The 23,646-nt window shown below is 70.4% G+C and carries 24 protein-coding genes; 6 read left to right on the forward strand and 18 right to left on the reverse strand.

Annotation, left to right across the window (positions count from 1 at the left end; all coding sequences use genetic code 11):
- Positions 1–19 precede the first annotated feature (19 nt).
- The 5 genes from AB0M01_RS05490 to AB0M01_RS05510 form a co-directional block, all read right to left on the reverse strand.
- Positions 20–2,110, reverse strand: a complete 2,091-nt coding sequence (locus AB0M01_RS05490; RefSeq protein WP_363665723.1) for an iron ABC transporter permease — start codon at positions 2,108–2,110, stop codon at positions 20–22.
- Positions 2,107–3,081 (reverse strand): iron-siderophore ABC transporter substrate-binding protein, encoded by a 975-nt coding sequence (locus AB0M01_RS05495; RefSeq protein WP_363665725.1) that lies wholly within the window; start codon positions 3,079–3,081, stop codon positions 2,107–2,109. Before AB0M01_RS05495 ends, AB0M01_RS05490 begins: the two co-directional genes overlap by 4 nt.
- Before the next feature lie 7 nt (positions 3,082–3,088).
- Positions 3,089–3,910 (reverse strand): ABC transporter ATP-binding protein, encoded by an 822-nt coding sequence (locus AB0M01_RS05500; protein ID WP_363665727.1) that lies wholly within the window; start codon positions 3,908–3,910, stop codon positions 3,089–3,091.
- A gap of 67 nt (positions 3,911–3,977) precedes the next feature.
- Positions 3,978–5,987, reverse strand: coding sequence for an NADPH-dependent 2,4-dienoyl-CoA reductase (locus AB0M01_RS05505; RefSeq protein ID WP_363665729.1), 2,010 nt, complete (start codon positions 5,985–5,987; stop codon positions 3,978–3,980).
- Positions 5,984–6,529, reverse strand: a complete 546-nt coding sequence (locus AB0M01_RS05510; RefSeq protein WP_363665731.1) for a PadR family transcriptional regulator — start codon at positions 6,527–6,529, stop codon at positions 5,984–5,986. The genes AB0M01_RS05505 and AB0M01_RS05510 overlap by 4 nt, the downstream gene beginning before the upstream one ends.
- A gap of 144 nt (positions 6,530–6,673) precedes the next feature.
- On the opposite strand from AB0M01_RS05510, the gene AB0M01_RS05515 reads away from it, so the two are divergent.
- Together AB0M01_RS05515 and AB0M01_RS05520 are read left to right on the forward strand one after the other, a co-directional pair.
- Positions 6,674–7,156 carry a TrkA C-terminal domain-containing protein gene (locus AB0M01_RS05515; protein ID WP_363665733.1) on the forward strand — a complete coding sequence of 161 codons (483 nt, stop codon included), beginning with the start codon at positions 6,674–6,676 and terminating at the stop codon, positions 7,154–7,156.
- 10 nt (positions 7,157–7,166) lie between these two features.
- Complete coding sequence (locus AB0M01_RS05520) at positions 7,167–8,387, forward strand: cation:proton antiporter (RefSeq protein WP_363665735.1); 1,221 nt, start codon at positions 7,167–7,169, stop codon at positions 8,385–8,387.
- 78 nt (positions 8,388–8,465) lie between these two features.
- On the opposite strand, the gene AB0M01_RS05525 is transcribed toward AB0M01_RS05520, so the two are convergent.
- The 4 genes from AB0M01_RS05525 to AB0M01_RS05540 are packed head-to-tail and all read right to left on the reverse strand — an operon-like array spanning position 8,466 to position 11,583.
- Positions 8,466–9,095 (reverse strand): YdeI/OmpD-associated family protein, encoded by a 630-nt coding sequence (locus AB0M01_RS05525; protein WP_363665737.1) that lies wholly within the window; start codon positions 9,093–9,095, stop codon positions 8,466–8,468.
- A 16-nt stretch (positions 9,096–9,111) separates the two neighbouring features.
- A complete protein-coding gene (locus tag AB0M01_RS05530) occupies positions 9,112–9,597 on the reverse strand; it encodes a methylated-DNA--[protein]-cysteine S-methyltransferase (protein WP_363665739.1) in 486 nt (161 codons plus the stop codon).
- Positions 9,597–10,133, reverse strand: coding sequence for a GNAT family N-acetyltransferase (locus AB0M01_RS05535; protein ID WP_363665741.1), 537 nt, complete (start codon positions 10,131–10,133; stop codon positions 9,597–9,599). Before AB0M01_RS05535 ends, AB0M01_RS05530 begins: the two co-directional genes overlap by 1 nt.
- Before the next feature lies 1 nt (position 10,134).
- Positions 10,135–11,583, reverse strand: coding sequence for an AlkA N-terminal domain-containing protein (locus AB0M01_RS05540; protein WP_363665743.1), 1,449 nt, complete (start codon positions 11,581–11,583; stop codon positions 10,135–10,137).
- Positions 11,584–11,773: 190 nt separating this feature from the next.
- Here AB0M01_RS05540 and AB0M01_RS05545 point away from each other — a divergent pair, with 190 nt between their 5' ends.
- Together AB0M01_RS05545 and AB0M01_RS05550 are read left to right on the forward strand one after the other, a co-directional pair.
- Positions 11,774–12,514 carry an SDR family oxidoreductase gene (locus AB0M01_RS05545; RefSeq protein ID WP_363665744.1) on the forward strand — a complete coding sequence of 247 codons (741 nt, stop codon included), beginning with the start codon at positions 11,774–11,776 and terminating at the stop codon, positions 12,512–12,514.
- A 105-nt stretch (positions 12,515–12,619) separates the two neighbouring features.
- On the forward strand, positions 12,620–13,402 hold the full coding sequence (locus tag AB0M01_RS05550) for an LLM class flavin-dependent oxidoreductase (protein ID WP_363665746.1): 783 nt from the start codon (positions 12,620–12,622) through the stop codon (positions 13,400–13,402).
- Between the two features lie 37 nt (positions 13,403–13,439).
- On the opposite strand, the gene AB0M01_RS05555 is transcribed toward AB0M01_RS05550, so the two are convergent.
- Positions 13,440–13,769: a nuclear transport factor 2 family protein gene (locus AB0M01_RS05555; protein ID WP_363665748.1), complete on the reverse strand. Its 330-nt coding sequence runs from the start codon at positions 13,767–13,769 to the stop codon at positions 13,440–13,442.
- Between the two features lie 188 nt (positions 13,770–13,957).
- Between AB0M01_RS05555 and AB0M01_RS05560 the strand changes: the two genes are divergently transcribed.
- Entirely contained in the window at positions 13,958–14,968 is a 1,011-nt protein-coding gene (locus tag AB0M01_RS05560; RefSeq protein ID WP_363665749.1) for a LacI family DNA-binding transcriptional regulator, read from the forward strand.
- Between the two features lie 280 nt (positions 14,969–15,248).
- Positions 15,249–17,651: a glycogen debranching protein gene (locus AB0M01_RS05565; RefSeq protein ID WP_363665750.1), complete on the forward strand. Its 2,403-nt coding sequence runs from the start codon at positions 15,249–15,251 to the stop codon at positions 17,649–17,651.
- Positions 17,652–17,967: 316 nt separating this feature from the next.
- Here AB0M01_RS05565 and AB0M01_RS05570 read toward each other — a convergent pair whose 3' ends face one another.
- The 8 genes from AB0M01_RS05570 to AB0M01_RS05605 all read right to left on the reverse strand — a co-directional run bounded on the left by AB0M01_RS05570 (position 17,968) and on the right by AB0M01_RS05605 (position 23,615).
- Positions 17,968–18,696 (reverse strand): ABC transporter permease, encoded by a 729-nt coding sequence (locus tag AB0M01_RS05570; protein WP_363665751.1) that lies wholly within the window; start codon positions 18,694–18,696, stop codon positions 17,968–17,970.
- Positions 18,693–19,631 carry an ABC transporter ATP-binding protein gene (locus AB0M01_RS05575; protein ID WP_363665752.1) on the reverse strand — a complete coding sequence of 313 codons (939 nt, stop codon included), beginning with the start codon at positions 19,629–19,631 and terminating at the stop codon, positions 18,693–18,695. The genes AB0M01_RS05570 and AB0M01_RS05575 overlap by 4 nt, the downstream gene beginning before the upstream one ends.
- Positions 19,632–19,683: 52 nt before the next feature.
- Complete coding sequence (locus AB0M01_RS05580) at positions 19,684–20,436, reverse strand: hypothetical protein (RefSeq protein ID WP_363665753.1); 753 nt, start codon at positions 20,434–20,436, stop codon at positions 19,684–19,686.
- Entirely contained in the window at positions 20,433–21,344 is a 912-nt protein-coding gene (locus AB0M01_RS05585) for an ABC transporter ATP-binding protein (protein ID WP_363665754.1), read from the reverse strand. Before AB0M01_RS05585 ends, AB0M01_RS05580 begins: the two co-directional genes overlap by 4 nt.
- Positions 21,341–21,697: a GntR family transcriptional regulator gene (locus AB0M01_RS05590; RefSeq protein WP_363665755.1), complete on the reverse strand. Its 357-nt coding sequence runs from the start codon at positions 21,695–21,697 to the stop codon at positions 21,341–21,343. Before AB0M01_RS05590 ends, AB0M01_RS05585 begins: the two co-directional genes overlap by 4 nt.
- Before the next feature lie 115 nt (positions 21,698–21,812).
- Positions 21,813–22,499: a GPP34 family phosphoprotein gene (locus tag AB0M01_RS05595; RefSeq protein ID WP_363665757.1), complete on the reverse strand. Its 687-nt coding sequence runs from the start codon at positions 22,497–22,499 to the stop codon at positions 21,813–21,815.
- Positions 22,496–22,699 carry a hypothetical protein gene (locus AB0M01_RS05600; RefSeq protein ID WP_363665759.1) on the reverse strand — a complete coding sequence of 68 codons (204 nt, stop codon included), beginning with the start codon at positions 22,697–22,699 and terminating at the stop codon, positions 22,496–22,498. Before AB0M01_RS05600 ends, AB0M01_RS05595 begins: the two co-directional genes overlap by 4 nt.
- A 4-nt stretch (positions 22,700–22,703) precedes the next feature.
- Complete coding sequence (locus AB0M01_RS05605; RefSeq protein WP_363665761.1) at positions 22,704–23,615, reverse strand: SPFH domain-containing protein; 912 nt, start codon at positions 23,613–23,615, stop codon at positions 22,704–22,706.
- Positions 23,616–23,646 lie beyond the last annotated feature (31 nt).

A 23,646-nucleotide genomic window follows, 5' to 3' on the forward strand; every position in this document is an offset into this window, starting at 1 on the left:
CACCAAGCCTAGAAGGACCTCACAGCTTCGTCGTGCGAGTTCTCCACAGCAGGTACACGAAGTACGGCGCCCCGATCATCGCGGTGAGCAGCCCCGCAGGGATCTGAGCCGGCGCCAGCAGCGTGCGCCCAAGCGAGTCGGCCACGGAAACCAGCACCGCGCCAAGCAACGCCGCCACCGGCAGCAGCCGCGAGTGTCGTCCGCCGACCAGTGCCCGCGCGGCATGCGGCGCGACCAGACCGACGAAACCGACCACACCGATCGCCGACACAGCCGCCGAGGTCAGCAGCGCAGAAGCAGCAAGCGCGAGCAGCCGCGTCCGTTCCAGCCGTACGCCGAGGATCCGCGGCACATCGTCGTCCAGCGACAGCAGATCGAGTTCGCGCCGAGCGAGCACGACCACCGGCGTGAGAACGAGCAGCGCCGCCGTCACCGGGATCACCTGCGGCAGCGTCCGCCCGTACGTGCTGCCCGAGAGCCACGTCATCGCCATCGAGATGTTCCACGGGTCGGTGTAGACGATGACGAAGGTGATGACCGCGGTCGTCGCCGACGAGACGCCGACCCCGATCAGCACCAGCCGGTCCGAACTGAGCCCACCCCTCCAGGAGACCAGGTAGACCAGCGCGAAGGTGCCCAGCGCGGCCGCGGAGGCGACGCCGGACAGGAGCCAGATGCCGGCCGCGGGGACCAGCATCAGTGTGACGACGGCGCCGACTCCGGCGCCGCCGGTGATGCCGAGGATGCCGGGCTCGGCCAGCGGGTTGCGGCAGACCGCCTGTACGGTCGCGCCGGCGATCGCCAGCGCGGCGCCGCACAGCACCGCCGACAGCACCCGCGGGAAGCGCTGGTCGAGCACGAACGTGATCGCCCGGCCGGATCGGCCGTTGACCCAGTTCACGATGTCGCCGGTGCGAAGGAACGCGTCCCCCGCGAGCATCGCCAGCACCAAAGCGCCGACGAGCAGCACTGACAGCACCACGACGACGATGACGAACGTACGCCGGCTCCGCAGCCCCGAGGACGCACCGGCCGGCGTACGGCTCGGGCCGGAGTCGCGGTACCGGCGGGCGAGCCAGACCAGCACGATCGCGCCGACGAGCATCGTCATGATGCCGGTCGGGATCTCCACGCCGGCCTGCCCACCGAGCACAGCGCGCAGTACGACGTCCGCCGCGAGCACCACCAGGATCCCCGCGAGCCCGGACAGCGGCAGCAGAACCCGATGCCGCATCAGCCCGGGCACCAGCGGCGCGACGAGCCGCACGAGCACCGGCGCCACCAGTCCCACGAAGCCGACCGGCCCGGCCACCGTCACAGCCGCCGCCGACAACATGACCGTGACGAGCGTGATCAGCACCCGCGTACGGCGTACGCGAACTCCCAGCACCGATGCGGTGTCGTCGCCGAGCGAGAGGATGTCGAGCCGCGACGCCAGCCACAGCGCGGCGACCAGCGACACCACGACGATCGGCGTCATCTGCCCGACCGCGTCGAGGTCGGTCTGGACGAGCGTCCCGGCCCCCCACGCGAACGTGCCGACCGTCTCCTCACGGCGCAGCAGCATCAGCAGCGTCGTCACCCCGGACAACGCCATCGCCACCGCCGACCCAGCGAGGATCAACCGCGTCGGCCCCGACGTACCACCAGCAGACAGAGCGAGCACCAGTACGGCGGCCGCCAGCCCGCCCGCGAACGCGACCCCGCCGGCCGGCAGCACCGGCAGGTTGATCCCGAACGCGGCGACCACCACGACCGCCAGGTACGCGCCCGCGTTGACGCCGAGGGTGTCCGGCGAGGCGAGCGGGTTCCGGGCCAGCGACTGCAGGCCCGCACCGGCGACACCGAGCGCGAGACCGACCAGTACGCCGGCCAGCAGCCGCGGCAGCCGCGACGCGATCAGCACGTTCGCCGAGTTGTCGGTGCCCTGGCCGATCACCAGCCGGAGCAGATCCCCGGCGCCGACCGACGAGGTGCCCTGGGTGATGTGCACCGCGGCCAGTACGACGACCGCGGCCAGGGCGATCACGAACACCCCGGCGACGCGGATCCGTCGTACCGGCTGGAGGGCCTCGGCGACCTGCGGCCGCTCGGTGGTCAGCTGGGTCAAGAGGTGACTGCCTGCACCGTGGCGTCGATGAACTGCTCGGTCGACTTCGGCCCGCCGAACATCCAGATGCCGTCGGACAGGCGGTGCACGCTGTTGGACTTCACGAACGGCAGGTTCTTCCAGATCGCGTTCTTCGACAGGTCGCCGCCGAACACGTCACCGCCGTCGGCGGTGGAGGCGATGTACAGGAAGCTGCCGTCGCCGAGCTTGGTCAGACCCTCGATGTCGGTCTGGGCCAGGCCGTAGTCGGGGTCGCCGGAGCCGGTCCAGTTGTTCTTCAGGCCGAGCTCGACCGCGACCGCGCCGAGCAGCGAACCGGTGGTGAACATCCGGATCGAGATCGTGCTGCCTTCCTTGTAGCCGTCGGCCATCGTGAAGCCCTCGCCGGCCTTGCCCGCGTCGGCGATCTTCTTCTTGCCGTCGGCAACGGCCTGGTCGAAGGCGGCGTTCGCCTCGGCGGCCTCCTTGGACTTGCCGATCGCGGCGCCGACCAGCTCCAGGTTCTTCTTCATCTGCGGGATCGCGTTCTTGGCGTCCGCACCGCGGACGACCAGGACCGGCGCGGCCTTCTCCATCTGCGCGATGGTGCTGGCCGACTCGTCGGTGGTGGTGATGATCAGATCGGGGTTCAGGGCAACGATCGCGTCGACGCTGGACTCACCGCGGGTCCCGACGTCCTTGACCCCGGCGTCGAGCTTGGCCGCGGTCACCCAGGTCGTGTAGCCCTTCACGTCGGCGACGCCGACCGGCTGCACGCCGAGCGTGATCAGGTTCTCGATCACGCCCCACTCCAGGCCGACGACCTTGGTCGCCGGCTTGGGCAGGTCGATCTTCTTGTTCCGGGCGTCGGTGACCGAGACCGGCTGGGCGGCGGCGGAGCTGTCCGCCTGCGGCTCGGCCGCCGGCTCGCTCGTACCGCAGGCGGTCAGCGCGAGCAGCAGGCTCGCGGCCAGGACGGTGACTCTTCTCATCGAAACCTCAGATGTCTTGGAGGATGTGCCGGTGCAGGTGCCTGCCGACCGGCTGGGTGCTGATCCGCCCGGTGTCCGGGTCGGTGCTGACGTCGATCCGGATCCCGTAGGTCTCGGTCAACGCGGCCGCCTGCAGGACCTCGGCCGGCGTACCGGTCGCCCGGACCCGGCCCTGGTCGAGCAGGACGATCCGGTCGGCCACGTCGGCCGCCTGGTTCAGGTCGTGCAGTACGACGCCGACGGCGACGCCGTGCTCGTCGGCGAGATCGCGCATCAGGTCGAGGATCTCGATCTGGTAGCGCAGGTCGAGGAAGGTGGTCGGCTCGTCGAGCAGCAGGACGCCGGTGTCCTGCGCCAGACAGGTGGCCAGCCAGACGCGCTGCAGCTCACCACCGGACAGCTCGTCGACGGCCCGCTCGGCCATCGCGGTGACCCCGGTGACGTCCATCGCGTGCTCGATCGCCGCGTTGCCGTCCGGGTCGTCGCTGCGCCAGCGCCCGCGGTACGGGTGCCGGCCGTAGCCGACCACATCCCGCACACTCACCCCGTTCGGCGTCGGCCGCGACTGCGACAGCAGCGTCACCTTCCGCGCGAACTCCTTCTGCGAGAGCGCCAGCGCGTCCTCCCCGTCCGCGAACCGCACGGTCCCCGCGTCCGGCTTGTGCAACCGCGCCATCGCCCGCAGCAGCGTCGACTTCCCACTCCCGTTCGGCCCCACCAACGCAGTCACCGCCGCCGGCACGATCCCGAGCCCGGCCTCGTCCACCACCAACCGCCCGTGGTACCCCAGCCGCAACCCGGCGCCCGTCAGCCCCACCGACTCTCGCATGGCCGCAGGATAGCCTTACCTAACCACCCATGTCAGCTTCGCGGACGGTGACTGTTCCCTCACAAGCTCACAGTCTGGCAGCCAGCCGAGTGCCTTGTTCTATTGCGCGTTTTGCGTCCAGCTCGGCGGCCACGTCGGCGCCGCCGATGGTGTGGATCGACGGGTGGGCGAGTGCTGCGAGGTCGTTCACGGACTCCTGGCCGGCGCAGAGGACGATGGTGTCGACGGACAGCGTGCGGGGGTTCTCGTGGTTCTTGCCGAAGGTGATGTGCAGCCCGGCGTCGTCGATGCGCTCGTAGTTGACGGCGCGCAGTTGGGTGATCTGCTTGTTCTTCAGCGCGGCTCGGTGGACCCAGCCGGTGGTCTTGCCGAGGCCGGTGCCGATCTTGCTGGGCTTGCGCTGGAGCAGGTAGACCTCACGCTCGGAGGCCTCGGGTGTGGGGGTGATCAGGCCGGCGCGGTCCTCGACCGGGTCGCCGACGCCCCACTCGGCGCGCCAGGCGGCGAGGTCGAGGGTGGGTGAGTGCGGGGTGGTCAAGTACTCCGTGACGTCGACGCCGATGCCGCCGGCGCCGATGACGGCTACCGACTGGCCGGCGGGACGCTTGCCGCGGATCAGGTCGGCGTACGTGATGACCTTGGGGTGGTCGATGCCGGGGATCGTGGGGATACGCGGGGTGACACCGGTGGCCAGGACGATCTCGTCGAAGCCCGCGAGGTCGTCCGCGGTGGCTCGGTGGTTGAGGTGGAGTTTGACGCCGGTGAGGTCCAAGCGGCGGCGGTAGTAGCGGATCGTTTCGGCGAACTCCTCCTTGCCCGGGATCTGCCGGGCGATGCCGAACTGGCCGCCGATCTCGGCGTCGGCCTCGAAGAGCTCGACGCTGTGGCCGCGCTCAGCCGCGGTGACGGCCGCCGACAGGCCCGCGGGGCCGGCGCCGACCACCGCGACCTTCTTCGTACGCCGGGTCGGCAGCAGCACCAGTTCGGTCTCGCGGGCGGCGCGCGGGTTGACCATGCAGCTGGCCGGCTTCTTCGCGAAGACGTGGTCGAGGCAGGCCTGGTTGCAGGCGATGCAGACGTTGATCTCGTCGGCGCGCGATTCCGTTGCCTTGAGCACCCAGTCGGGGTCGGCCAGGAACGGACGGGCCAGGCTGACCAGGTCGGCGTCGCCGCGGGCCAGGACCTCCTCGGCGACCTGCGGCAGGTTGATCCGGTTCGACGTGACGACCGGGATCGTGACGTGCGGCCGGAAGGCGGCGGTGACGGAGGTGAACGCGGCACGCGGCACCGACGTGACGATGGTCGGGACGCGCGCCTCGTGCCAACCGATGCCGGTGTTGATGATCGACGCGCCGGCCGCTTCGATCTCCTTGCCCAGGGCCACCACCTCGTCCCAGGTCTGCCCGCCCTCGACGAGATCGGCCATCGACAGCCGGAAGACGATCAGGAACGCAGGGCCGACCCGCTCGCGGGTCCGGCGGACGATCTCGACGGCGAGCCGGCGGCGGTTCTCCGGCGTACCGCCCCACCGGTCCGTACGCCGGTTGGTGCGCTCGGCGAGGAACTGGTTGATGAAGTACCCCTCGGAGCCCATGATCTCGACGCCGTCGTACCCGGCCTCCTGCGCGAGCGCCGCGCAGCGCACGTACGCGCTGATCTGTCGCTCGACGCCGCGATCGCTCAGCGCGCGCGGTTTGAACGGGTTGATCGGCGCCTTCAAACCCGACGCCGAGACGCTGAACGGGTGGTACGCGTACCGCCCGGCGTGCAGGATCTGGAGCGCGATCCGCCCGCCCTCGGCGTGCACGGCGTCGGTCACCACGCGATGCTTGCGCGCCTGGCGGCGGGACGTCAGCCGCGAGCCGAACGGGGTCAGCCAACCGGTCCGGTTCGGCGCGTAGCCGCCGGTGACGATCAGGCCGGCGCCGCCGCGGGCGCGCTCGGCGAAGTACGCGGCGAGCTTCGGCAGGTCGCGGGCCCGGTCCTCGAGCCCGGTGTGCATCGAGCCCATGATCACCCGGTTCGGCAGCGTGACCTGACCGACCTCGAGAGGTTCCAGAAGGTGTGGGTAGCTCATCGGGGGCCTTCCTCTCGCAGGGCTTCCAGGACCTCGTCGCACCAGTCGGTGAACGACTGCTCGGCGCGCACCCCACCGCGCAGCACGAGGTACTGGTGCAGTTCCCGCCCCGCCAGCTTCGACGGCTTCGGGAAGTCGCGGCGTTCGATCGCCTGGTACGCCGCCAGCCGCGCGGCGTGCTCGTCGCGGTGCCGCGCGACCTCACGCCGTACGGCGGTCACGTCGCCCAGCGACGCGCCGCGCAGTTTCACGCCGAGCTCGTCGCGCAGCATCGTCGGCTCGACCGGCTCGGCCAGCCAGCGGGCCAGCTCGTCGCTGCCCGGGGCAGCGACCCGGTAGACCTTCTTGTCCGGCCGCCCGTCCTGGGCGACGTCGGTGTGGGTGACCCAGCCGGCCTCTTCCATCCGCTTCAGCACCCGGTAGATCTGCTGGTGCGTGGCCGCCCAGAAGAACCCGATCGACTTGTCGAACCGGCGGGCCAGCTCGTACCCCGATCCCTCCCGCTCGCTGAGCGAGACCAGCAACGCGTGCTCCAGCGCCACCACGACCACCTCCAGGACGAGCAGCGTACCTATGCAACCAGTTGCACTGCACCTGATTGCAGCACAGATCACAGCGACGGAACACCGGATGCGAAAGAATGGTTGTTGCAACTGATTGCTGTTTTCGAGCCGAAGGACTAGCTGATGGACCACGCCCACCCGACCCGGACCACACTGCCCGGGATCGGCACCCGCTACGACCTCGTCACCGGGGGCGGCAAGCACGTGTCGATCGTCGTCCACGAGGACGGCCGGCGGTTCCTGGGCTTCCACGACCCCGACGACGACGACAACTGCACGAACTCGGTCCCGCTGGACCCGGCCGAGGCCGGCGCGCTGGCCCAGCTGCTGGTCCCGACGCCGATCGACCCGCTGCGCAACGACCTCGAGATCGACCTGGTCACCGAGCAGATCCCGATCACCGGGCGGTCGCCGTACTCGGGCCGGACGCTCGGTGACACCCAGGCCCGGACCCGGACCGGTGCCTCGATCGTCGCGGTGCTGCGGCGCACCGGCGCGACGCCGTCGCCGACGCCGGACTTCCGGTTCACCGTCGGCGACACGCTGGTCGTGGTCGGCACCCGTGAAGGTGTGGACGCCGTCGCCGACCTGATCTCGGGAGGCTGACGTGCACGACATGACGATGCTGCTGATCGAGCTGGGCGCGGTGATCCTCGCCCTCGGCATCCTCGGCCGGATCGCCGGCCGGTTCGGCTTCTCGCCGATCCCGCTCTACCTGCTGGCCGGGCTGGCCTTCGGTCACGGCGGGCTGCTGCCGCTCGACGCCAGCGAGGAGTTCGTTGCCACCGGCGCCGAGATCGGCGTGATCCTGCTGCTCTTGCTGCTCGGCCTGGAGTACACGGCGGCCGATCTGGTCAGCACGCTGAAGACGCAGTACTTGTCCGGCGTCGTCGACTTCGTCCTGAACGCGCTGCCCGGTGCGGCGGTCGCGCTGATGCTCGGCTGGGGTCCGGTCGCGGCGGTCGCGCTGGCCGGGGTCACCTGGATCTCGTCGTCGGGGGTGATCGCGAAGGTCGTCGGGGATCTCGGTCGGTTGGGTAACCGCGAGACGCCCGTGATCCTCGGGATCCTCGTCCTCGAGGACCTGTCGATGGCGGTCTACCTGCCGATCCTGACCGCGCTGCTGGCCGGCGTCGGCCTGGCCGGCGGCAGCATCACGCTGCTGATCTCGCTCGGCACGGTGAGCATCGTGCTGTTCGTCGCGCTGCGGTACGGGCGGATGATCAGCCGCGCGGTCTCCTCGGACAACCCGGAGATGCTGCTGCTCGTCGTACTGGGTCTGACGCTGCTCGTCGCGGGGATCGCGGCGAAGCTGCAGGTCTCGGCGGCGGTCGGCGCGTTCCTGGTCGGCATCGCGCTGTCGGGCGAGGTCGCGCACGGCGCGCGGAACCTGCTGAGCCCGCTGCGGGATCTGTTCGCGGCCGTGTTCTTCGTGTTCTTCGGGCTGAGCACGGACCCGCGCGACATCCCGCCGGTGATCGGCGTCGCGCTGGCGCTGGCGGTGTTCACCGGGCTGACGAAGATCCTCACCGGCTGGTACGCCGCGCGGCGCGCGGGGATCAAGCCCGCGGGACGATGGCGGGCCGGTGGGACGTTGGTCGCGCGGGGTGAGTTCTCGATCGTGATCGCGGGGCTGGCGGTTGGTGTCGAGCCGCGGTTGGGGCCGCTGGCGACGGCGTACGTGCTGATTTTGGTGATCCTCGGGCCGATCGCGGCGCGGTACACGGAGCCGGTGGCGAAGAAGCTGTCAGGGCTGCGGAAGCCGCCCGCGGCGGCGCTCCCCGCGGGTGGGCCCGCGGAGGAGCGCCTGGACGACCCGGCGAACACGGGAAGCTGAACACCCACCACCCACTAACCCTCCGCCGCGACCGTCGCCCACGCTCAGCACCGGCCGATCGGGGCGCTCGCGAGGAGGTTAGTGGGTGGTGGGCGTCCGGTGATTCGCCCGCCGCCCGATCTCAGCCAGCTCGACGGTCTCCCGAATCCGCCGCGCCCGCGTCTCCGGCCGCTTCGCGAGCGCGACCCACTCCAGGATCAACCGCCGCGACGACGGCGGAAACGCCCGGAAATGCTTGTCTGCCTCAGCGTTCCCGTCGAGCTCCCGCCGCAGATCCCCCGGCACGATCAACTCCTGCGCCTCCGCCAGCACATCCCAAACCCCGCTCGCCTTGGCCCGCTCCACCACCGCCATCCCCGCCGGCGCCATCAACCCCTCCGCCGCCAGCCGCGCGACCCGCTCCCGGTTCACCTTGCTCCACGTACTCCGCACGCTCCGCGGCGTGAAGCACTGGTACGTCGTCACCGCGTCCCGCCGCACGGTCTTGCTGTCCACCCACCCGAAACACAACGCCTGCTCAACCGCCGCGAGGTAATCCACCACACCGCCGCCCCCACGCCCCACCACCAGCCAGACCGCCCGCTCAACCTCCCCGTGCGCTTCCAGCCAAGCCCGCCACTCCCCGACCCCAGCAAGCCGCACAGCAACCTCGTCCGAAACCTCCGCCGCGTTCTCCATGCCCTCACTCTCACCCAGATAAGTGCTCACCCACTGAGCACTTTCTTCAGAAGAGGGCGTCGCCGCGTTCGAGGTCGAGGAGTTGTTGTTTGCGGGGGAGGCCGCCGCCGTAGCCGGTGAGGCTGCCGGAGGAGCCGATGACTCGGTGGCAGGGGACGATGATGCTGATCGGGTTCTTGCCGTTGGCCAGGCCTACGGCTCGGGAGGCGGCCAAGGGTTTGCCCAGGGTCAGGGCCAGTTCGCCGTACGTTGTGGTTTGGCCGTAGGGGATGTCGAGGAGGGCGGTCCAGACCTCTTGCTGGAAAGGGGTTCCGGCCGGGGCGAGGGGGACGTCGAAGGTGGTGCGGGTGCCGGTGAAGTACTCGGTGAGCTGCTCAGCCACGGACGGGAGGATCGTGTCGTCGCGGGTGCCGAAGGTTTCCACCGGTGGCTGGTGGCGGTGCTGTTCCATGTAGAGGCCGACCAGCTCGCCGGCGGCGGAGCCGACGAGGGTGAGGTGGCCGATCGGGCTGTCGAGTACGGCGTACGGCATCAGGGGCGGCCGATGCGGTAGAGGACGTGGCGCTGGAGGCGGTGGCCGTCCGGGAGGCGGGGGTGGTCGAAGTCGCCGGGTTCGTCGTGGGTCATGCCGATGCGTTGCATGACGCGCTGGGACGGGAGGTTGGTGGTGGCGGTGAAGGAGACGATCTCGTCCAGGCCCGCGGAGCCGAAGCCGTGGGCGAGGGCGGCGCGGGCGCCCTCGGTGGCGTAGCCGTTGCCCCAGGCATCTTTCGAGAGGCGCCAGCCGATCTCGACGGCGGGCATGAAGTGGGCGTCGAAGCTCGGCCGGGACAGGCCGATGAAGCCGATGAACCGGCCGGTCTCGCGGACCTCCGCGGCCCACAGGCCGAAGCCCCACTCGTCCATCTGCCGGGTCATCCGGTCGACCATCGCGTAGCTGTCCTCGGGCGCCATCGTGGCCGGGAAGTGCTCCATCACCGCCGGGTCCGCGTTCAGCGCCGCGAACGGTTCCTTGTCGGCGTCGGTCCAGCCCCGCAGCAGCAGGCGTTCGGTCGAAAGCTCGGTCATCTCACTCCGTCGGGATCGTGTTGATGGCGTGGTCGCCGGTCGCCCACAGGTACTGCACGGCGTACGCGCGCCACGGCCGCCAGGCCCGGGCGTGCTCGGTCAGCGGTTTGGGGGCCTCGGGCAACCCGAGGTCGCGGGCGGCGTACCGGATGCCGAGATCGCTGGCCACGAACGCGTCCGGGTCGCCGAGCGCGCGCATCGCGATCGACTCCACCGTCCACGGGCCGATCCCGGGCAGCTCGGCGAGCTGCGCGCGGGCCCGGTCCCAGTCGCTGCCCGCGCCGAGGTCGATCTCGCCGGCCGCCAGGGTCGCGACCAGCGTCGTCAGCGTCGTACGCCGGGACTTCGGGAACGCCAGCTGCTCCGGGTCGAGCCCGGCCAGCGCGTCCATCGTCGGGAACAGATGCGTCAGCCCACCAGCCGGATCCTCGACCGGTACGCCGTACGCCTGCACGAGGCGCCCCGCGTGCGTCCGCGCGGCGGCCGTCGACACCTGCTGCCCGAGCACAGCCCGAACCGCGAACTCGTTCCCGTCGACCGTCCGCGGCACCCGCCGCCCCGGCGCCTTCGCGATCAGCGGCGCCAGCACCGGGTCCTCGGCGAGCAGCTCGTCGACGGCGACCGGGTCGGCGTCCAGGTCGAGCATCCGGCGGCAGCGGCTGATCGCGATCGCGAGGTCGCGCTGGTCGGTCAGCGACAGCTGGCAGGCGATGTGGTCGGGCATCGGGCGCAGCGCGACGACGCCGTGCCCGTGCGGGAGCCGGAGCGTGCGGCGGTAGGCGCCGTCGTACCACTCCTCCACCCCCGGTACGCCGGTGGCGATCAGGTGGCCGAACAGGTTGTCCGGCGTGAGCGGCGCGCGGAACGGCAGCCGCAGCGAGATCGTGCCCGGAGCGGCCGGGTGCGCGCCGCGCTTGGCCCGGCCGCGCAGCTCGCTCGGCGACAGCGCGAAGACCTCCTGGACGGTCTCGTTGAACGTGCGCACGCTGGAGAAGCCGGACGCGAACGCGACGTCGGCCATCTGCAGGTCGCTGGTCTCGATCAGCATCCGCGCGGTCTGCGCGCGCTGCGCCCTGGCCAGCGCCAGCGGGCCGGCGCCGAGCTCGGCCTGGAGCTGGCGCTGCACCTGGCGGACGCTGTACCCGAGCTGGGTCGCGAGACCCGGTACGCCGTCGCGGTCGACGACTCCGTCGCTGATCAGCCGCATCGCGCGAGCGACCAGGTCGGCGCGGTCGTTCCACTCCGGGGAGCCCGGGCTCGCGTCCGGGCGGCAGCGCTTGCAGGCGCGGAAGCCGGCCTGCTGGGCCGCGGCGGCGCTCGGGTAGAAGCGCATGTTCTCCACCTTCGGCGGGACCACCGGGCAGCTCGGACGGCAGTAGATCTTGGTGGTCAGCACCGCGGTGAAGAACCAGCCGTCGAACCGCGCGTCCTTGGACTGGACCGCTCGCACGCACCGCTCGACACACTCGTACACGCAGACCAGCATCGCGGCCGGCGCCGACAGTTTCTAGCGGTTTTGCGCCATCGAGGTTCGGCGGTTTTGCGACGTCAGGTCCTGGTGCCGTTTCCTCGCCAGCCCTGGACCGGGGCCGGACGGTGAAGTGGAGGTCGTAACCGAACCACGATGGAAGGACTTTCGCATGAACGACCTGACCGGCAAGCGGGCCCTGGTGACCGGCGGCAGCCGCGGGATCGGCGCCGCCACCGCGGTCGCCCTGGCCGAGGCCGGCGCCGATGTGGCGATCACCTACCGGGAGGCGGGCGACGAGGCCGCGACCGTGGTGAAGCAGATCGAGGCGACCGGGCGGCGGGGCTTCGCGTTCCAGGCCGATCTGGCCGACGCGGCGGCGGTCGAGGAGACGGTGGCACGCGCGGCCGACGCGCTCGGCGGGCTCGACGTGTTCGTCAACAACGCGGGAGTCGGTACGAGCGGGATGATCGGGGAGGTCGCACTGGAGGAGATCGACCGGGTGATCGCGGTCAACGTGCGCGGGGCGTACGTCGCGGCGCAGGCGGCTGCTCGGCGGGTTGCCGACGGGGGTCGGTTGATCCACATCGGGAGCTGCGTCGGGGAGCGGAACGCCGGGCCGGGGATGTCGCTGTACGCGCTGAGCAAGTCGGCGCTGGTCGGGATGAACAAGGGGCTGGCGCGCGATCTCGGGGCTCGCGGGGTCACGTCGAACGTCGTACAGCCTGGTCCGACGGACACCGAGATGAACCCGGCCGACGGTCCGTACGCCGACGCGCAGCGCGGGTTCCTCGCGCTGGGGCGCTACGGGGCTCCGGAGGAGGTCGCGGCGGCGGTGACGTACTTGGCGAGCCCAGCCGCGGCGTTCGTCACCGGCACCGAGGTGACGGTGGACGGCGGGCACTCCGCCTGAGCCGCGCGGCCCAGGGACTCCGCCCGACCCGCGCGGCGGAGCCGGCGGTCCGCTGCCAGCTCCGCCGCGGCGCTCCTGACACCCAGTGGTCAGTACCTTGGCCGGATGAAGTTCTCGGTGACGTTCGGGGCAGCCGGCGCCGGGCGGGATCCGCGAGGTTTGGCGGATCTCGCCCGGCTTGCCGAGGAGTCCGGGTGGGACGGGGTGTTCCTGGAGGACTACCTCGTGTACCAGGGCGACGCGTCGCTGCCGGCGTACGATCCGTGGGTTTGTCTGGCGGCGATGGCCTGCGCGACCTCGCGGGTGAAGCTCGGGACGACAGTGACTCCGCTTCCCCGGCGACACCCGTGGAAGGTTGCTGCGGAGGCTGTTGCGCTCGATCAACTCTCGGACGGGCGGATGATTCTCGGGGCGGGGATCGGCGATCCGCAGGATCCGTTCATGCCGTCGGTGAGTTCTCGGGTGCTGGCCGAGATGCTCGACGAAAGCCTGCAGGTGATCGACGCGCTGTGGAGCGGCGAAGTCGTGCACCACGACGGCGTGCATTACCAGCTGGACGGCGTACGGCTGGCCGCTCGGCCGGTGCAGCGGCCGCGGATTCCGGTGTGGGTCGGGGGGAATCTGCTCGTACCGGCCGTACGGCGAAGGATCCTGCGCTGGGACGGGTCGTGCGCGTACAAAGGGCCTACCACGGCGTCGTTGCCGATCCTGCCGTCGGATGTCGCGGCGCTGCGGGCCGAGCGTGGGGACGGTTTCGACATCAAGGTGAGCGGGGGCGACCCGGAGGCGTTCGCCGCGGCGGGCGCGACGTGGTGGGGGCGGTGGATCGGGCCGGGCTCAGCCGAGGAGGCCGAGCGGATCGTGCGCGCGGGACCGCCACGATGGTGAGCGGAGCGCAGGCGGGCGTCCTCCACGTCCACCGTGGCTAGATCAGATCCGCGCGAGCGTGCTGGATCTGCCGGCCGCTGAAGGTGAGATCGAAGATCCCGTTGGTCTGCCCGCCCGGGAAGCTGCCGGTGAACGCGACCTCGACGTGCAGCACATCGCCGCGCTGCTCGGTGCCGACCAGCTCGGTCCGGGTGTCGTACCCGATGAAGTACGACTGGTAGTACTCGCCGATCCGGTCGCGGCCCTCGTACACCTCGCCGACCGACGGGTCGTCGAGTACGGCGTCCTCGGTGAAGTAGGCCAGGAACTCGCTCGCATCATGGGCGTTGGCCGCGGCGATCCACTCGGCCAGGATCTCGCTCGACATCTCGTACTTCCCTCCGGCTGCTTGCTCTCGGCATCGACTCTGCCGGGGCCCGGGCGGGCGTTCCAGGGTGCGGTACTCCCTGGTTGGCGGAGAGTGACGAGCCGGCCAGCCGTTGACAAGGCCGCTGGGGCGGGTGAGACTGCGGGGAGATTTTAACGTTCAAACCCGTGGCTGGTGAGGGGGCGGCGATGGCTACGCTCAAGCAGGTGGCGGCACACGCCGACGTGTCGGTGCAGACCGTGTCGAACGCGCTGAACGCTCCGCACCGGCTGCGGCCGGACACGCTCGAGCGGGTGACGCGGTCGATCGAGCTGCTCAACTACCGGCCCAATCGTAACGCGCGCAGCCTCCGAACGAGCGCGGTCGAGCTGATCGGGTACTGCGTCCCGAGCTGGCAGGGCGGGCAGGCGCACCTGGTGATGGACCAGTTCCTGCACGCGTTGTGCGCGGCGGCGGAGACGACCGGGCGGCACATCCTGTTGTTCACGGCACCGGCCGGGGCGGACGGGATGTCGGTGTACGAGGACCTGCACGCGCGGCGGCTGGTCGACGGGTTCGTGCTGTCGCAGACCGAGACGCACGACCCGCGGCACGGCTGGCTCAAGGAGCAGCGGATCCCGTTCGTGTCGTTCGGGCGGGTCTGGAAGGAGTCGACGCAGCCCGGCCCGTACGTCGACGTCGACGGCGCCGGCGGGTGCGCGATGGCGACCCGGCACCTGTACGACGGTGGGCGGCGCCGGATCGGCTTCCTCGGCTGGCCGCGGACGTCGGGGCTCGCGGAGGACCGGCTCGGTGGGTGGCGGGAGACCTGCGTCGAGCTCGGGCTGCCGGTGGACGGGCTCGCCGTGCACTGCGTCGAGGACACCTTCGACGAGGGCGCGCGGGGAGCCGCTTCGTTGCTCGACGCATCGGAACCGGTCGACGCGATCGTTGCCCTGAGCGACGTACTGGCGCTGGGCGCGCTGCGGGAGCTGAACCGGCGTGGGCTCGCCGCCGGGACCGATGTCGCGCTGACCGGTTTCGACGACTCGCCGCTGGCGTCGGTGGTGTCGCCCGCGCTGACGTCGGTCCGGCAGCCGATCGACCTGATCGCCAGCGAACTCATCACGATCCTGACCGGTCCGGCCGACTCCGAGGTCCCGGCCGAACGCCTGCTGCAACCCGAACTGATCGTCAGGGGCAGCTCAGCCCCCGGCTGATACGCGGCACCCGCCGCGCGAGAAGGAGGAACCCGTCATGACACCCCGCCCGACCACCTCCCGACCACCAGGCCGCCGCCGCCCCCGCACGGCAGCCGCCGGACTGATCGCCGCAGCCCTGCTCACAGGGGTGGCGACGCAAGCATCCGGCGCCCCACCCGGCTCCGCGCCCTCCGCGGTGCGCGCGGAGAGCGTACTGATGGGAGGGGGCGCAGAACTTTCTGAAAGCACGAGGCTTTCTGATCGGCGGTCGCTGGTCGTCGGGGACCGGGCCTACACCATGGGCGACGAGAGCGGGCTCTACCCCGCCACCGGCTGGCACACGCGCGGAGAGATGGGCGGCTTCTGGTCGCAGCCCATCAAGCTGCTCGACGGCGTCTGGTTCGGGGTGGACGGGAGCTGGCTCGGGAAGCAGGTACCGGCGACCAAGTACACCAGCGGCTACGGCTACCAGCGGATCGACTACGGGAACGGGATCCAGCGGACGGACTTCGTGCCGGACGGAGTCCGGGCGACACTGGTCGGACTGAGTTTCAGCAGCACGACGAACAAAACGGTCAAGCTGGATCTGGATGCTCATTCCGAGCTGATGCCGGCCTATCCCTGGGGTGGGACCACACCCAACGCCGGCCAGGCCAACCTCCAGGACACCGGCTCGTACGCCGGCGGCGCGCTCCGCTTCCGTGATCAGGGCACCTCACCGATCCCGAACGCGACGAAGCACGACTACAACGCACTCGTCGGATCGCAGCTCCGCCCGACCAACCACGCACTCGGCGCCAACCACCGCGGCCCGCAGGACCCCGCCGTCGTCTGCCCGATGGACGGCACTCCCCCGGCGCGCTGTGACGACTCCGCGATCGGCAAGGGCACCGGCGGGCGACTCTCGTACGACGTGAAGCTGAAGGCGGGCCAGAAGACCACCGTCTGGTTCGCCGTCGCGGGCTCCGACGCGGGCAAGGCGAGCGCAGAGCGCGAGTACCGGAAGGCGATCAGCAACCCGGAGAAGTTGCTCAAGGCAAAGATCGACGACCGGGCCGGGATCGCCGGCCGGTCCAAGGTCAGTCTCCCCGGCGACCAGCTCCTGCAGCAGAGCGTCGAGTGGAGCAAGCAGAACCTCGCCGACTCGGTCCAGGAAGCGCACAACCTGCAGATCCGCGACGTCAACGAAGGCAAGGACTACCCGGTCCCGGCCGGGACCGTCGACAGCGCGCGCTGGTTCGGCGCCGGCTTCCCGGACTACCCGTGGATCTTCGCCACCGACGGCGAGTACACGTCGTACGCCGCGGTCGCCGCGGGCCAGTTCGACACCGTGAAGGCGCACCTGAAGGCCCTGCAGGAGATCAGCGACCTGCTGAACGACGGCAGCGGCAAGGTGGCGCACGAGATCGTGCCGACCGGTGACGTGTACTTCGGCTCGAACCAGAGCGCGGGCAACACCGACGAGACGGTCAAGTTCCCGAGCATCGTCGCGCTGCTGTGGCGCTGGACCGGCGACGACCGGTTCCGTGACCAGCTGTACGACTTCAGCGTGCGCAACCTGAAGTACGCGTACCGCGAGCTCGACCAGGACAACGACGGCTGGCTCGAAGGCCTGGCCAACGTCGAGCGCAGCGGTATGGGCGCCGAGAAGCTGGACAGCACGGTCTACCTGGCGCGCGGCCTGCGCGACCTCGCCGACCTGGCCGCCTCCAAGCGCGACAAGCCGACGCAGCAGTGGGCGACGGCCAAGGCCGACGACCTGGAGAAGCGCTTCGAGTCCCAGTGGTGGGTCCAGCAGGCGTTCGGGTACGCCGATTCGGTCGACGACCCGGCGGACCCGGCGAACGACAACAAGCCGATCTTCCAGCGGCACTGGACCGGCGTCACGCCGATGGAAGCGATGCTCACCCGCCCGGGTCAGCTGGATGCGCCGCTCGCCTCCATCAACCATGCCAAGATCGCCCTCGACCAGCGCGAGAAGCCTTGCTACACAGGCGAGTTCGGCCTGTTCCACACCGGCACCGGCCCGACCGCCGACCCCGGCGGCAACCCGGGCGCGACCTGCGACAACATCGTGTCGGCGGTGAAGAGCGAGCGCGCGATCTTCTCGCTGAACACCTCGATCATGGCCGTTGCGGAAGGCAACTTCGGGCGGCTCGGCCAGAACCAGCAGCAGGTCTACACCACCGGCAACGCGCGCATCCAGCTCGACCCGAAGGTCTGGGAGACGCCGGGAGCGATGCCGGAGATCGCGCCGTCACCGGACGCCCCGGCGAACATCGACCGGCCGTTCACCGACCGCTCGATGGCGCTCCAGGCGTGGGGGGCGTACGGCGTCCTGTGGCCGGTCGTGCACCAGCAGCTCGGGGTCGATCCGGACCTCGGTCACGGCAAGCTGGCCGTCGTACCGCAGATCCCCGGCGGCCAGCAGAAGGTGGCCGGCAGCAACATCAAGGTCGGTCGCGGTGCGGTCGACGTGTCGGCAACCCTTGAAAACAAGGAGCTCCGGACCACGGTCAGGACCAGCGGCGTGCGCGCGGACGTCACGGTCGGTGCGGTCCTGCCCGCCGGCGCGAAGGTCGCCAGGGTGTCCGTCGACGGGAAGAGCACGAAGTACCAGCTGGTGACGACGAGTCGCGGGACCGAGGTGCGGGTCGCCGCGCACGGCTCGTCCACCAACCTGCGGATCACCCTGCACTGACAAAAAGCTGGGCCCCTCGGAGTATGAGTCAGAGGGGCCCAGCACAGCTGAAGGGACAGTGACGTCTCCAGCTTCCCGAAGCAGGCCGTTGCGCCCGGCAGACCCCGTCACCGGTCTACCTCGGTGGGGATCCCCACCGCAAGGGGGCTCGGTTTCCGTTCGACCCGCCGTCCCGAATGGAACAGCGTGTCGTCTGTTCTACCGCCGGGGACCGGTGGCACACAACCCTTTCCGGAAAGGTCATGCGTGTCGTCCACAGTGTGTGCCCGGCCGTCCACAGAAACCGTTGCGGTTATGCACACCCCCTGTGCATAAGTCACTCCCAGCGGAAGAAGCGGGCGGCCGCTGCGACACTCGCGACCACGGCGACGATCAGTGCGACCAGGCTGACCGTTCCCGGCCACTGGCCGGACCACGCGTCCTGCATGCTGGTCATCCCAGCACCCATCGGCGTCACGTCACGCAGCCAGCGGATCGACTCCGGCATCAGGTCGCCCGGCGTCCAGACGCCGGCGAAGAACATGCTCGGGAAGAGCAGCAGGTTGCCGACGATGCTGGCCGCCTTCGCGGTCGGAACCAGTCCGGCGATCAACAGTCCGATGCTCAACTGAGCGGCCGAGTAGAGCAGCGCGGCGACCACGAAGGGCAGCGGCGCGCTGGGCAGCGCGGCGTCGAAGAAGATCGCGCCGGCTCCGAGGATCAGCACGATCACCAGCAGCGCGGCGACCAGGTGCAGCAGCAGCTGCGCGACCAACATCTTGGCCGGCTTGACCGGCGTCGTCGACATCCGCCGCAGCACGCCCTTCTCGCGGTAGCCGGCCAGGACCATCGGCAGCGTTGCGAAACCGAGCAGTCCGATTCCGATCCCGATCGCCATCGTGGGCAGGAAGCTGACCGGGATGCCGTCGCTCGGTGCCGAGTCGTCGCCGACCAGCGAGAAGATCGTCAGCAGCGCCAGCGGCAGCAGGAAGACGAAGAACAGGGTGGCCGGTTCGCGGACGAACAGCTTGGTCTCGATCTTGGTCAGGGTCAGGGTCTGGCTCATCGGTTCGCTCCTTCGAAGTTCCGGCCGGCCAGCAGCAGGAAGGCGTCGTCCAGGGTGGTCTGCTCGGTGTGCAGGTCGAGCGGGGCGAGGCCGCGGGCGGCCAGCTCGGTGACCACCGCGACCAGCACGTCGTCGTTGCCGGTGACAACGATCCGGTCGTGCTCGGTGGTCACCGTCCGGACCGCGGGCAGCTCGGCCAGTACGGCGTGGTCGGTGAGCGGCGCGGCCAGCCGGAAGCTGATCCGCTGCTCGGACCGGGCCGCGTCGACCAGCCCGGCCGGGGTGTCCAGCGCGACCACGCGGCCGCCGTCGATGATGGCGATCCGGTCGCAGAGGTGCTCGGCCTCCTCCATGAAGTGGGTGACCAGGATGATCGTCACGCCGCTGTCGCGGATCTTGCGGACCAGCCCCCAGGTGTCGCGCCGCGCCTGCGGGTCGAGCCCGGTGGTGAGCTCGTCGAGGATCGCGACCTTCGGGTTGCCGATCAGCGCCAGCGCGATCGACAACCGCTGCTTCTGGCCACCGGACAGCTTGCCGAACGCGGTGTTCTGCACCTTGGTCAGCCCGAGCTCGTCCAGCAGCTCGGCGGGCTTGCGCGGCGCCGGGTAGAACGACGCGTACAGCTCGAGCGCCTCCCGAGCCTTGATCTTGTCGGGCAGCTCGCTCGACTGCAGCTGTACGCCGACCAGCGACGTGATCTGGCCGCGATGTGTGCGCGGGTCCAGACCGGCCACCGTCACGGTGCCGCCGTCGGGGGTGCGCAGCCCGGCGATCGACTCGACCGTCGTGGTCTTGCCGGCGCCGTTCGGGCCGAGGATGCCGAAGATCTCACCGGTACGGACGCTCAGCGAGACGTCGTCGACGGCGACGGTCGCGCCGTAGGTCTTGCGCAGGTTGCGGACGACCACCAGGTCGTCGCCGGAGTTTTCGGGCATGGCGAAGCCTTCTCTCGTGCAGGAGTGGGAAAAGAACGAAGGGGTGGAGGGATCAGCCCTTGGTCGGCCGGACGCCGAGCGGGCGGATCATCAGGTAGCCGAAGTACAGCCCGAGGGCGCTGACCACCAGCACGCCCGGGACCGCGAGGGCCAGCGGTGGACGGTGGTACCCGGTGGTGGCGATCGCCTCGGCGAGCCACTGCGCGACCAGCAGGAACTCCGCCGCGGCGGCCGGCAGCAACGTCACCGGCAGCATCAGCAGGCCCTTCCAGGCACCGAAGCGCAGGAAGCTGATGCCGACCAGCCAGCCGGCCACTTCGTGCGAGAGGACGAGCAGGAAGAACTCGGTGAAGATCAGTCCGGCCTGCGACGTCTTGGTGAACAGGTGCGGGTTGGCCAGGGCCTGCGTCCAGCCCTGGGAGGCGTAGATGACGTGCTCGACCTGGTAGACCAGCACCCACAGCAGCGCGGTGCTCGCCGCCGCTCCGACCAGGAAGGTGCTCGCCGCCAGCGAGAACATCCGCCGGGTGATGCCGAGCGAGATCATCAGCGTGAAGAACGCCGGCCCGACGGTGATGCCGATCGCGAGCGAGAAGTACTTCGGCGACTGGGTGCCGTAGTCCCAGATCGAGTGGTCGTTGCCGTTGCTGAACATCTGGATCACGATGCCGACGAGCAGGAACCCGACGATCATCACGACCCAGTAGCCGCCGAGCATCTGGCTCATCCCGACGACGATCGCGCGCAGTACGCGCTGGAACCGCCGGCTGGACGTCACATTGTTCGGAAGGGTGGCGGTGCTCATCGTGCGGCCTCCTTCGACAGCGACGGCGCGGTCAGGTGGACGAACAGGTCCTGCAGCCCGACCGGCCCGACCTCGAGCCCGGCCGACCGCGCCTTGGCCAGCAGGGCGTCGTCGAGATCACCGAGCACGGTGACCGACTTCGTCCCGCCGAGCCGCTGCTCGGCCACTACGGCGAGACCCGCGGTCAGCTCGTCGACCGCGGCCGCCGGTCCGACCAGCGAGGCACCGCGGCCGCGGAGCGTGTCGACCGGAGCCTGGGTGACGAGCCGGCCGTTGTCCAGGATGACGACCTCCTCGAGCAGCGCGCTCACCTCGCTGACCAGGTGCGTGGACAGCAGGATCGTGCGCGGCACCTCGGCGTAGTCGGCGAGCAGGACGTCGTAGAACAGCTCCCGGGACGGAACGTCCATGCCCAGGTAGGTCTCGTCGAAGATCGTCAGCGGCGCGCGGCTGGCCAGCCCGAGCACGACGCCGAGCGCCGAGCGCTTGCCCCGGGACAGCTTCTGCGCCTTCTTGTTGGTCGGCACCTCGAACTTGTCGAGCAGCTCGCCGGCCAGCTCGGCGTCCCAGTACGGGCGCAGCGTCGCGGCGAAGTCCAGGACCCGCTTGACCGGCACCTGGTCGGACACGTCGCCGGACTCGCGGATCAGGCAGACCCGGCTCGTCACAACGGCGTCCTCGTACGGCGTACGCGCGTCGCCGAGGTCGCCGCCACTGAGCAGCACCCGGCCCTCGTCGGGCCGGCGGAACCCGGCCAGCAGCGCGGCGAGCGTGCTCTTGCCGGACCCGTTCCGGCCGAGCAGGCCGTGGATCTTGCCCGGCGCGAGCCGGAGGTCGAGGCCGTCGACGGCGGGGACGCCGCCGAACCGGACGGTGAGGTTCTCGGTCCGCACTTCCAGGGCGTTCACTGCTCCTCCTTCTGGATGTGCTGGACGATCTCGGTCAGCGGGACGCCGATCGCCTTCGCCTCGGCGATCATCGGGTCGACGACGTCGGAGAAGAACGCCTCCCGGCGGCCACCGCGGAGCAGGTCGCGGGCGTTCGGGCTGACGAACATCCCGATCCCGCGCCGCTTGTAGAGCACGCCCTCGTCGACCAGCTGGGCGAAGCCCTTGGCCGCGGTGGCGGGGTTGATCCGGTAGAAGGCGGCGTACTGGTTGGTCGACATGACCTGCTCGTCCTCGGCGAGGGCACCCGTGACGATGTCGTTCTTGATCTGGTCCGCGATCTGGAGGTAGATCGGGCTGCGGTCGTCGAACATGCTCGGTTCCCCTCCGTTTCGTGGGTCGTCAGGGTATCGCGGTTCGTAGGTTCATTACTTGACTAATGAACCGTAGCACCGACGAACCCCCTTCCGTCAACCCCGGACCCGCCACCTACCCCGCGGAGTTGGCCGCCGCGTTCTGCTGCTGGACCGCCTTGCGCAGCGCCGGCCCGACCGGACCGACCCGGATCGTCAGCTGCGCGATCCGGTCCTTGTACTGCTTGCGCTGCTCCTTCGACAGCACCGGCTTCAGCTCTCCCGCCGAGGCCAGTACGACGAGCGCCGCGTCCCGCAGATCGACCCGAGTGACCAGCCGGGCCGGCCGGAGCGTGTCGGTCGCGGCCTGCAGCAGCTGGCGGCGTACCAGCGGTTGGCGCAGAGTGATCCGCTCGGCCGGGAAGACCAGCAGGCGGCGGTAGTGCTCGACCCTGATCAGGCGGGTCCGCTCGAGCTCGTCCCGGACCGCCGGTACGGCGGTGCGGGCGTGCCGCTCGACCCAGTACTTCCAGCGCTTGCGGCCGCCGGCCTCGACCTCGGCGAAGACCTGCTCGCCGAGCGGGGACCGGGCCGGGATCTGGGTGCCGACGGCAACGACCCGGTCGTCCTGGTCGGACAGCTTCCCGTCCAGCTGGAGCTCGGTCAGCGCGGCCGCGCGGAGCATCAGACCGAGCCGGGACCGGTTGGAGAGTTTGCCGGTCATGGGATCGAGGGCGAGCAGGTAGAGCCGCTCGGGCAGACCGTCCGGCAACTTGTAGCCAGAGGCAACCTTCTTGGGCTGGCGTTCGAGACGGGCGTTCATGACTCCTCCTTGCGAGGGCGGCCCGGGCCGCGCATCTTGCCGACCTCCCCGGGCAGCCGGCCGGCGTCGGCCAGGGCACGCCGGAGCAGGAACTCGATCTGGGCGTTGGTGCTGCGCAGCTCGTCGGAGGCCCAGCGAGCCAGCGCGTCGTGCACCACAGGATCCAGCCGGAGCAGGATCTTCTTGCGTTCGGTCGGCATCGGGCTACTGGTACAGGGTGCCGGTGTTCACCACGGGCTGGGCGTCCCGGTCACCGCAGAGCACCACCAGCAGGTTGCTGACCATGGTCGCCTTGCGCTCCTCGTCCAGGTCCACCACGTTGTGCTCGGACAGCCGGTCCAGCGCCAGCTCGACCATGCCGACCGCGCCCTCGACGATCCGCTGCCGGGCCGCCACCACCGCGCCGGCCTGCTGGCGGCGCAGCATCGCCTGGGCGATCTCCGGCGCGTAGGCCAGGTGGGTGATCCGGGACTCGATCACGTGCACGCCGGCCGCCTGCACCCGGGCCGCGATCTCGGCCGACAGCGTCTCGGTGATCTCGTCGGTGCTGTCCCGCAGCGACATCCCGCCCTCGTCGGTGTGCACGTCGTACGGGTAGGAGTTGGCGATGTGCCGGACCGCGGTCTCGGTCTGGATCGCGACGAACTCGACGAAGTCGTCCACCTCGAACATCGCCTGCGCGGTGTCCTCGACCTGCCAGACCACCACCGCGGCGATCTCGATCGGGTTGCCGTCGGCGTCGTTGACCTTGGCCACCGCCGTGTCGTGGTTCCGGATCCGGGTCGAGACCGGCGCCCGGACCGAGATCGGGTTCACCCAGCGCAGCCCGTCGGTGCGGATCGTCCCGGCGTACCGGCCGAGGATCTGCAGCACCCGGGCCCGGCCCGGCGACACCGGCGTCAGACCCACCGCCAGGATCGCCCCGGCCAGGAACAGCACCGCCGCGAGCACCGCCAGCGCGACCTGCTCCTGCGCGACTCCCACGATCAGCAGCACCACCGCCGCGATCACCAGCGCCAGCGAGCCACCCAGGAACGGCCACCCGTTCAGGTCCCCCGCCGACCGCTCGGTCACCTTCGGCTTCGGCATCTCCACCATCACGTCGACATCAGCCATCGTCGTACTCCCTCCGAGATCAGATGTCCCG

It is taken from the genome of Kribbella sp. NPDC051770 (assembly GCF_040681455.1).
Taxonomy (GTDB): domain Bacteria; phylum Actinomycetota; class Actinomycetes; order Propionibacteriales; family Kribbellaceae; genus Kribbella.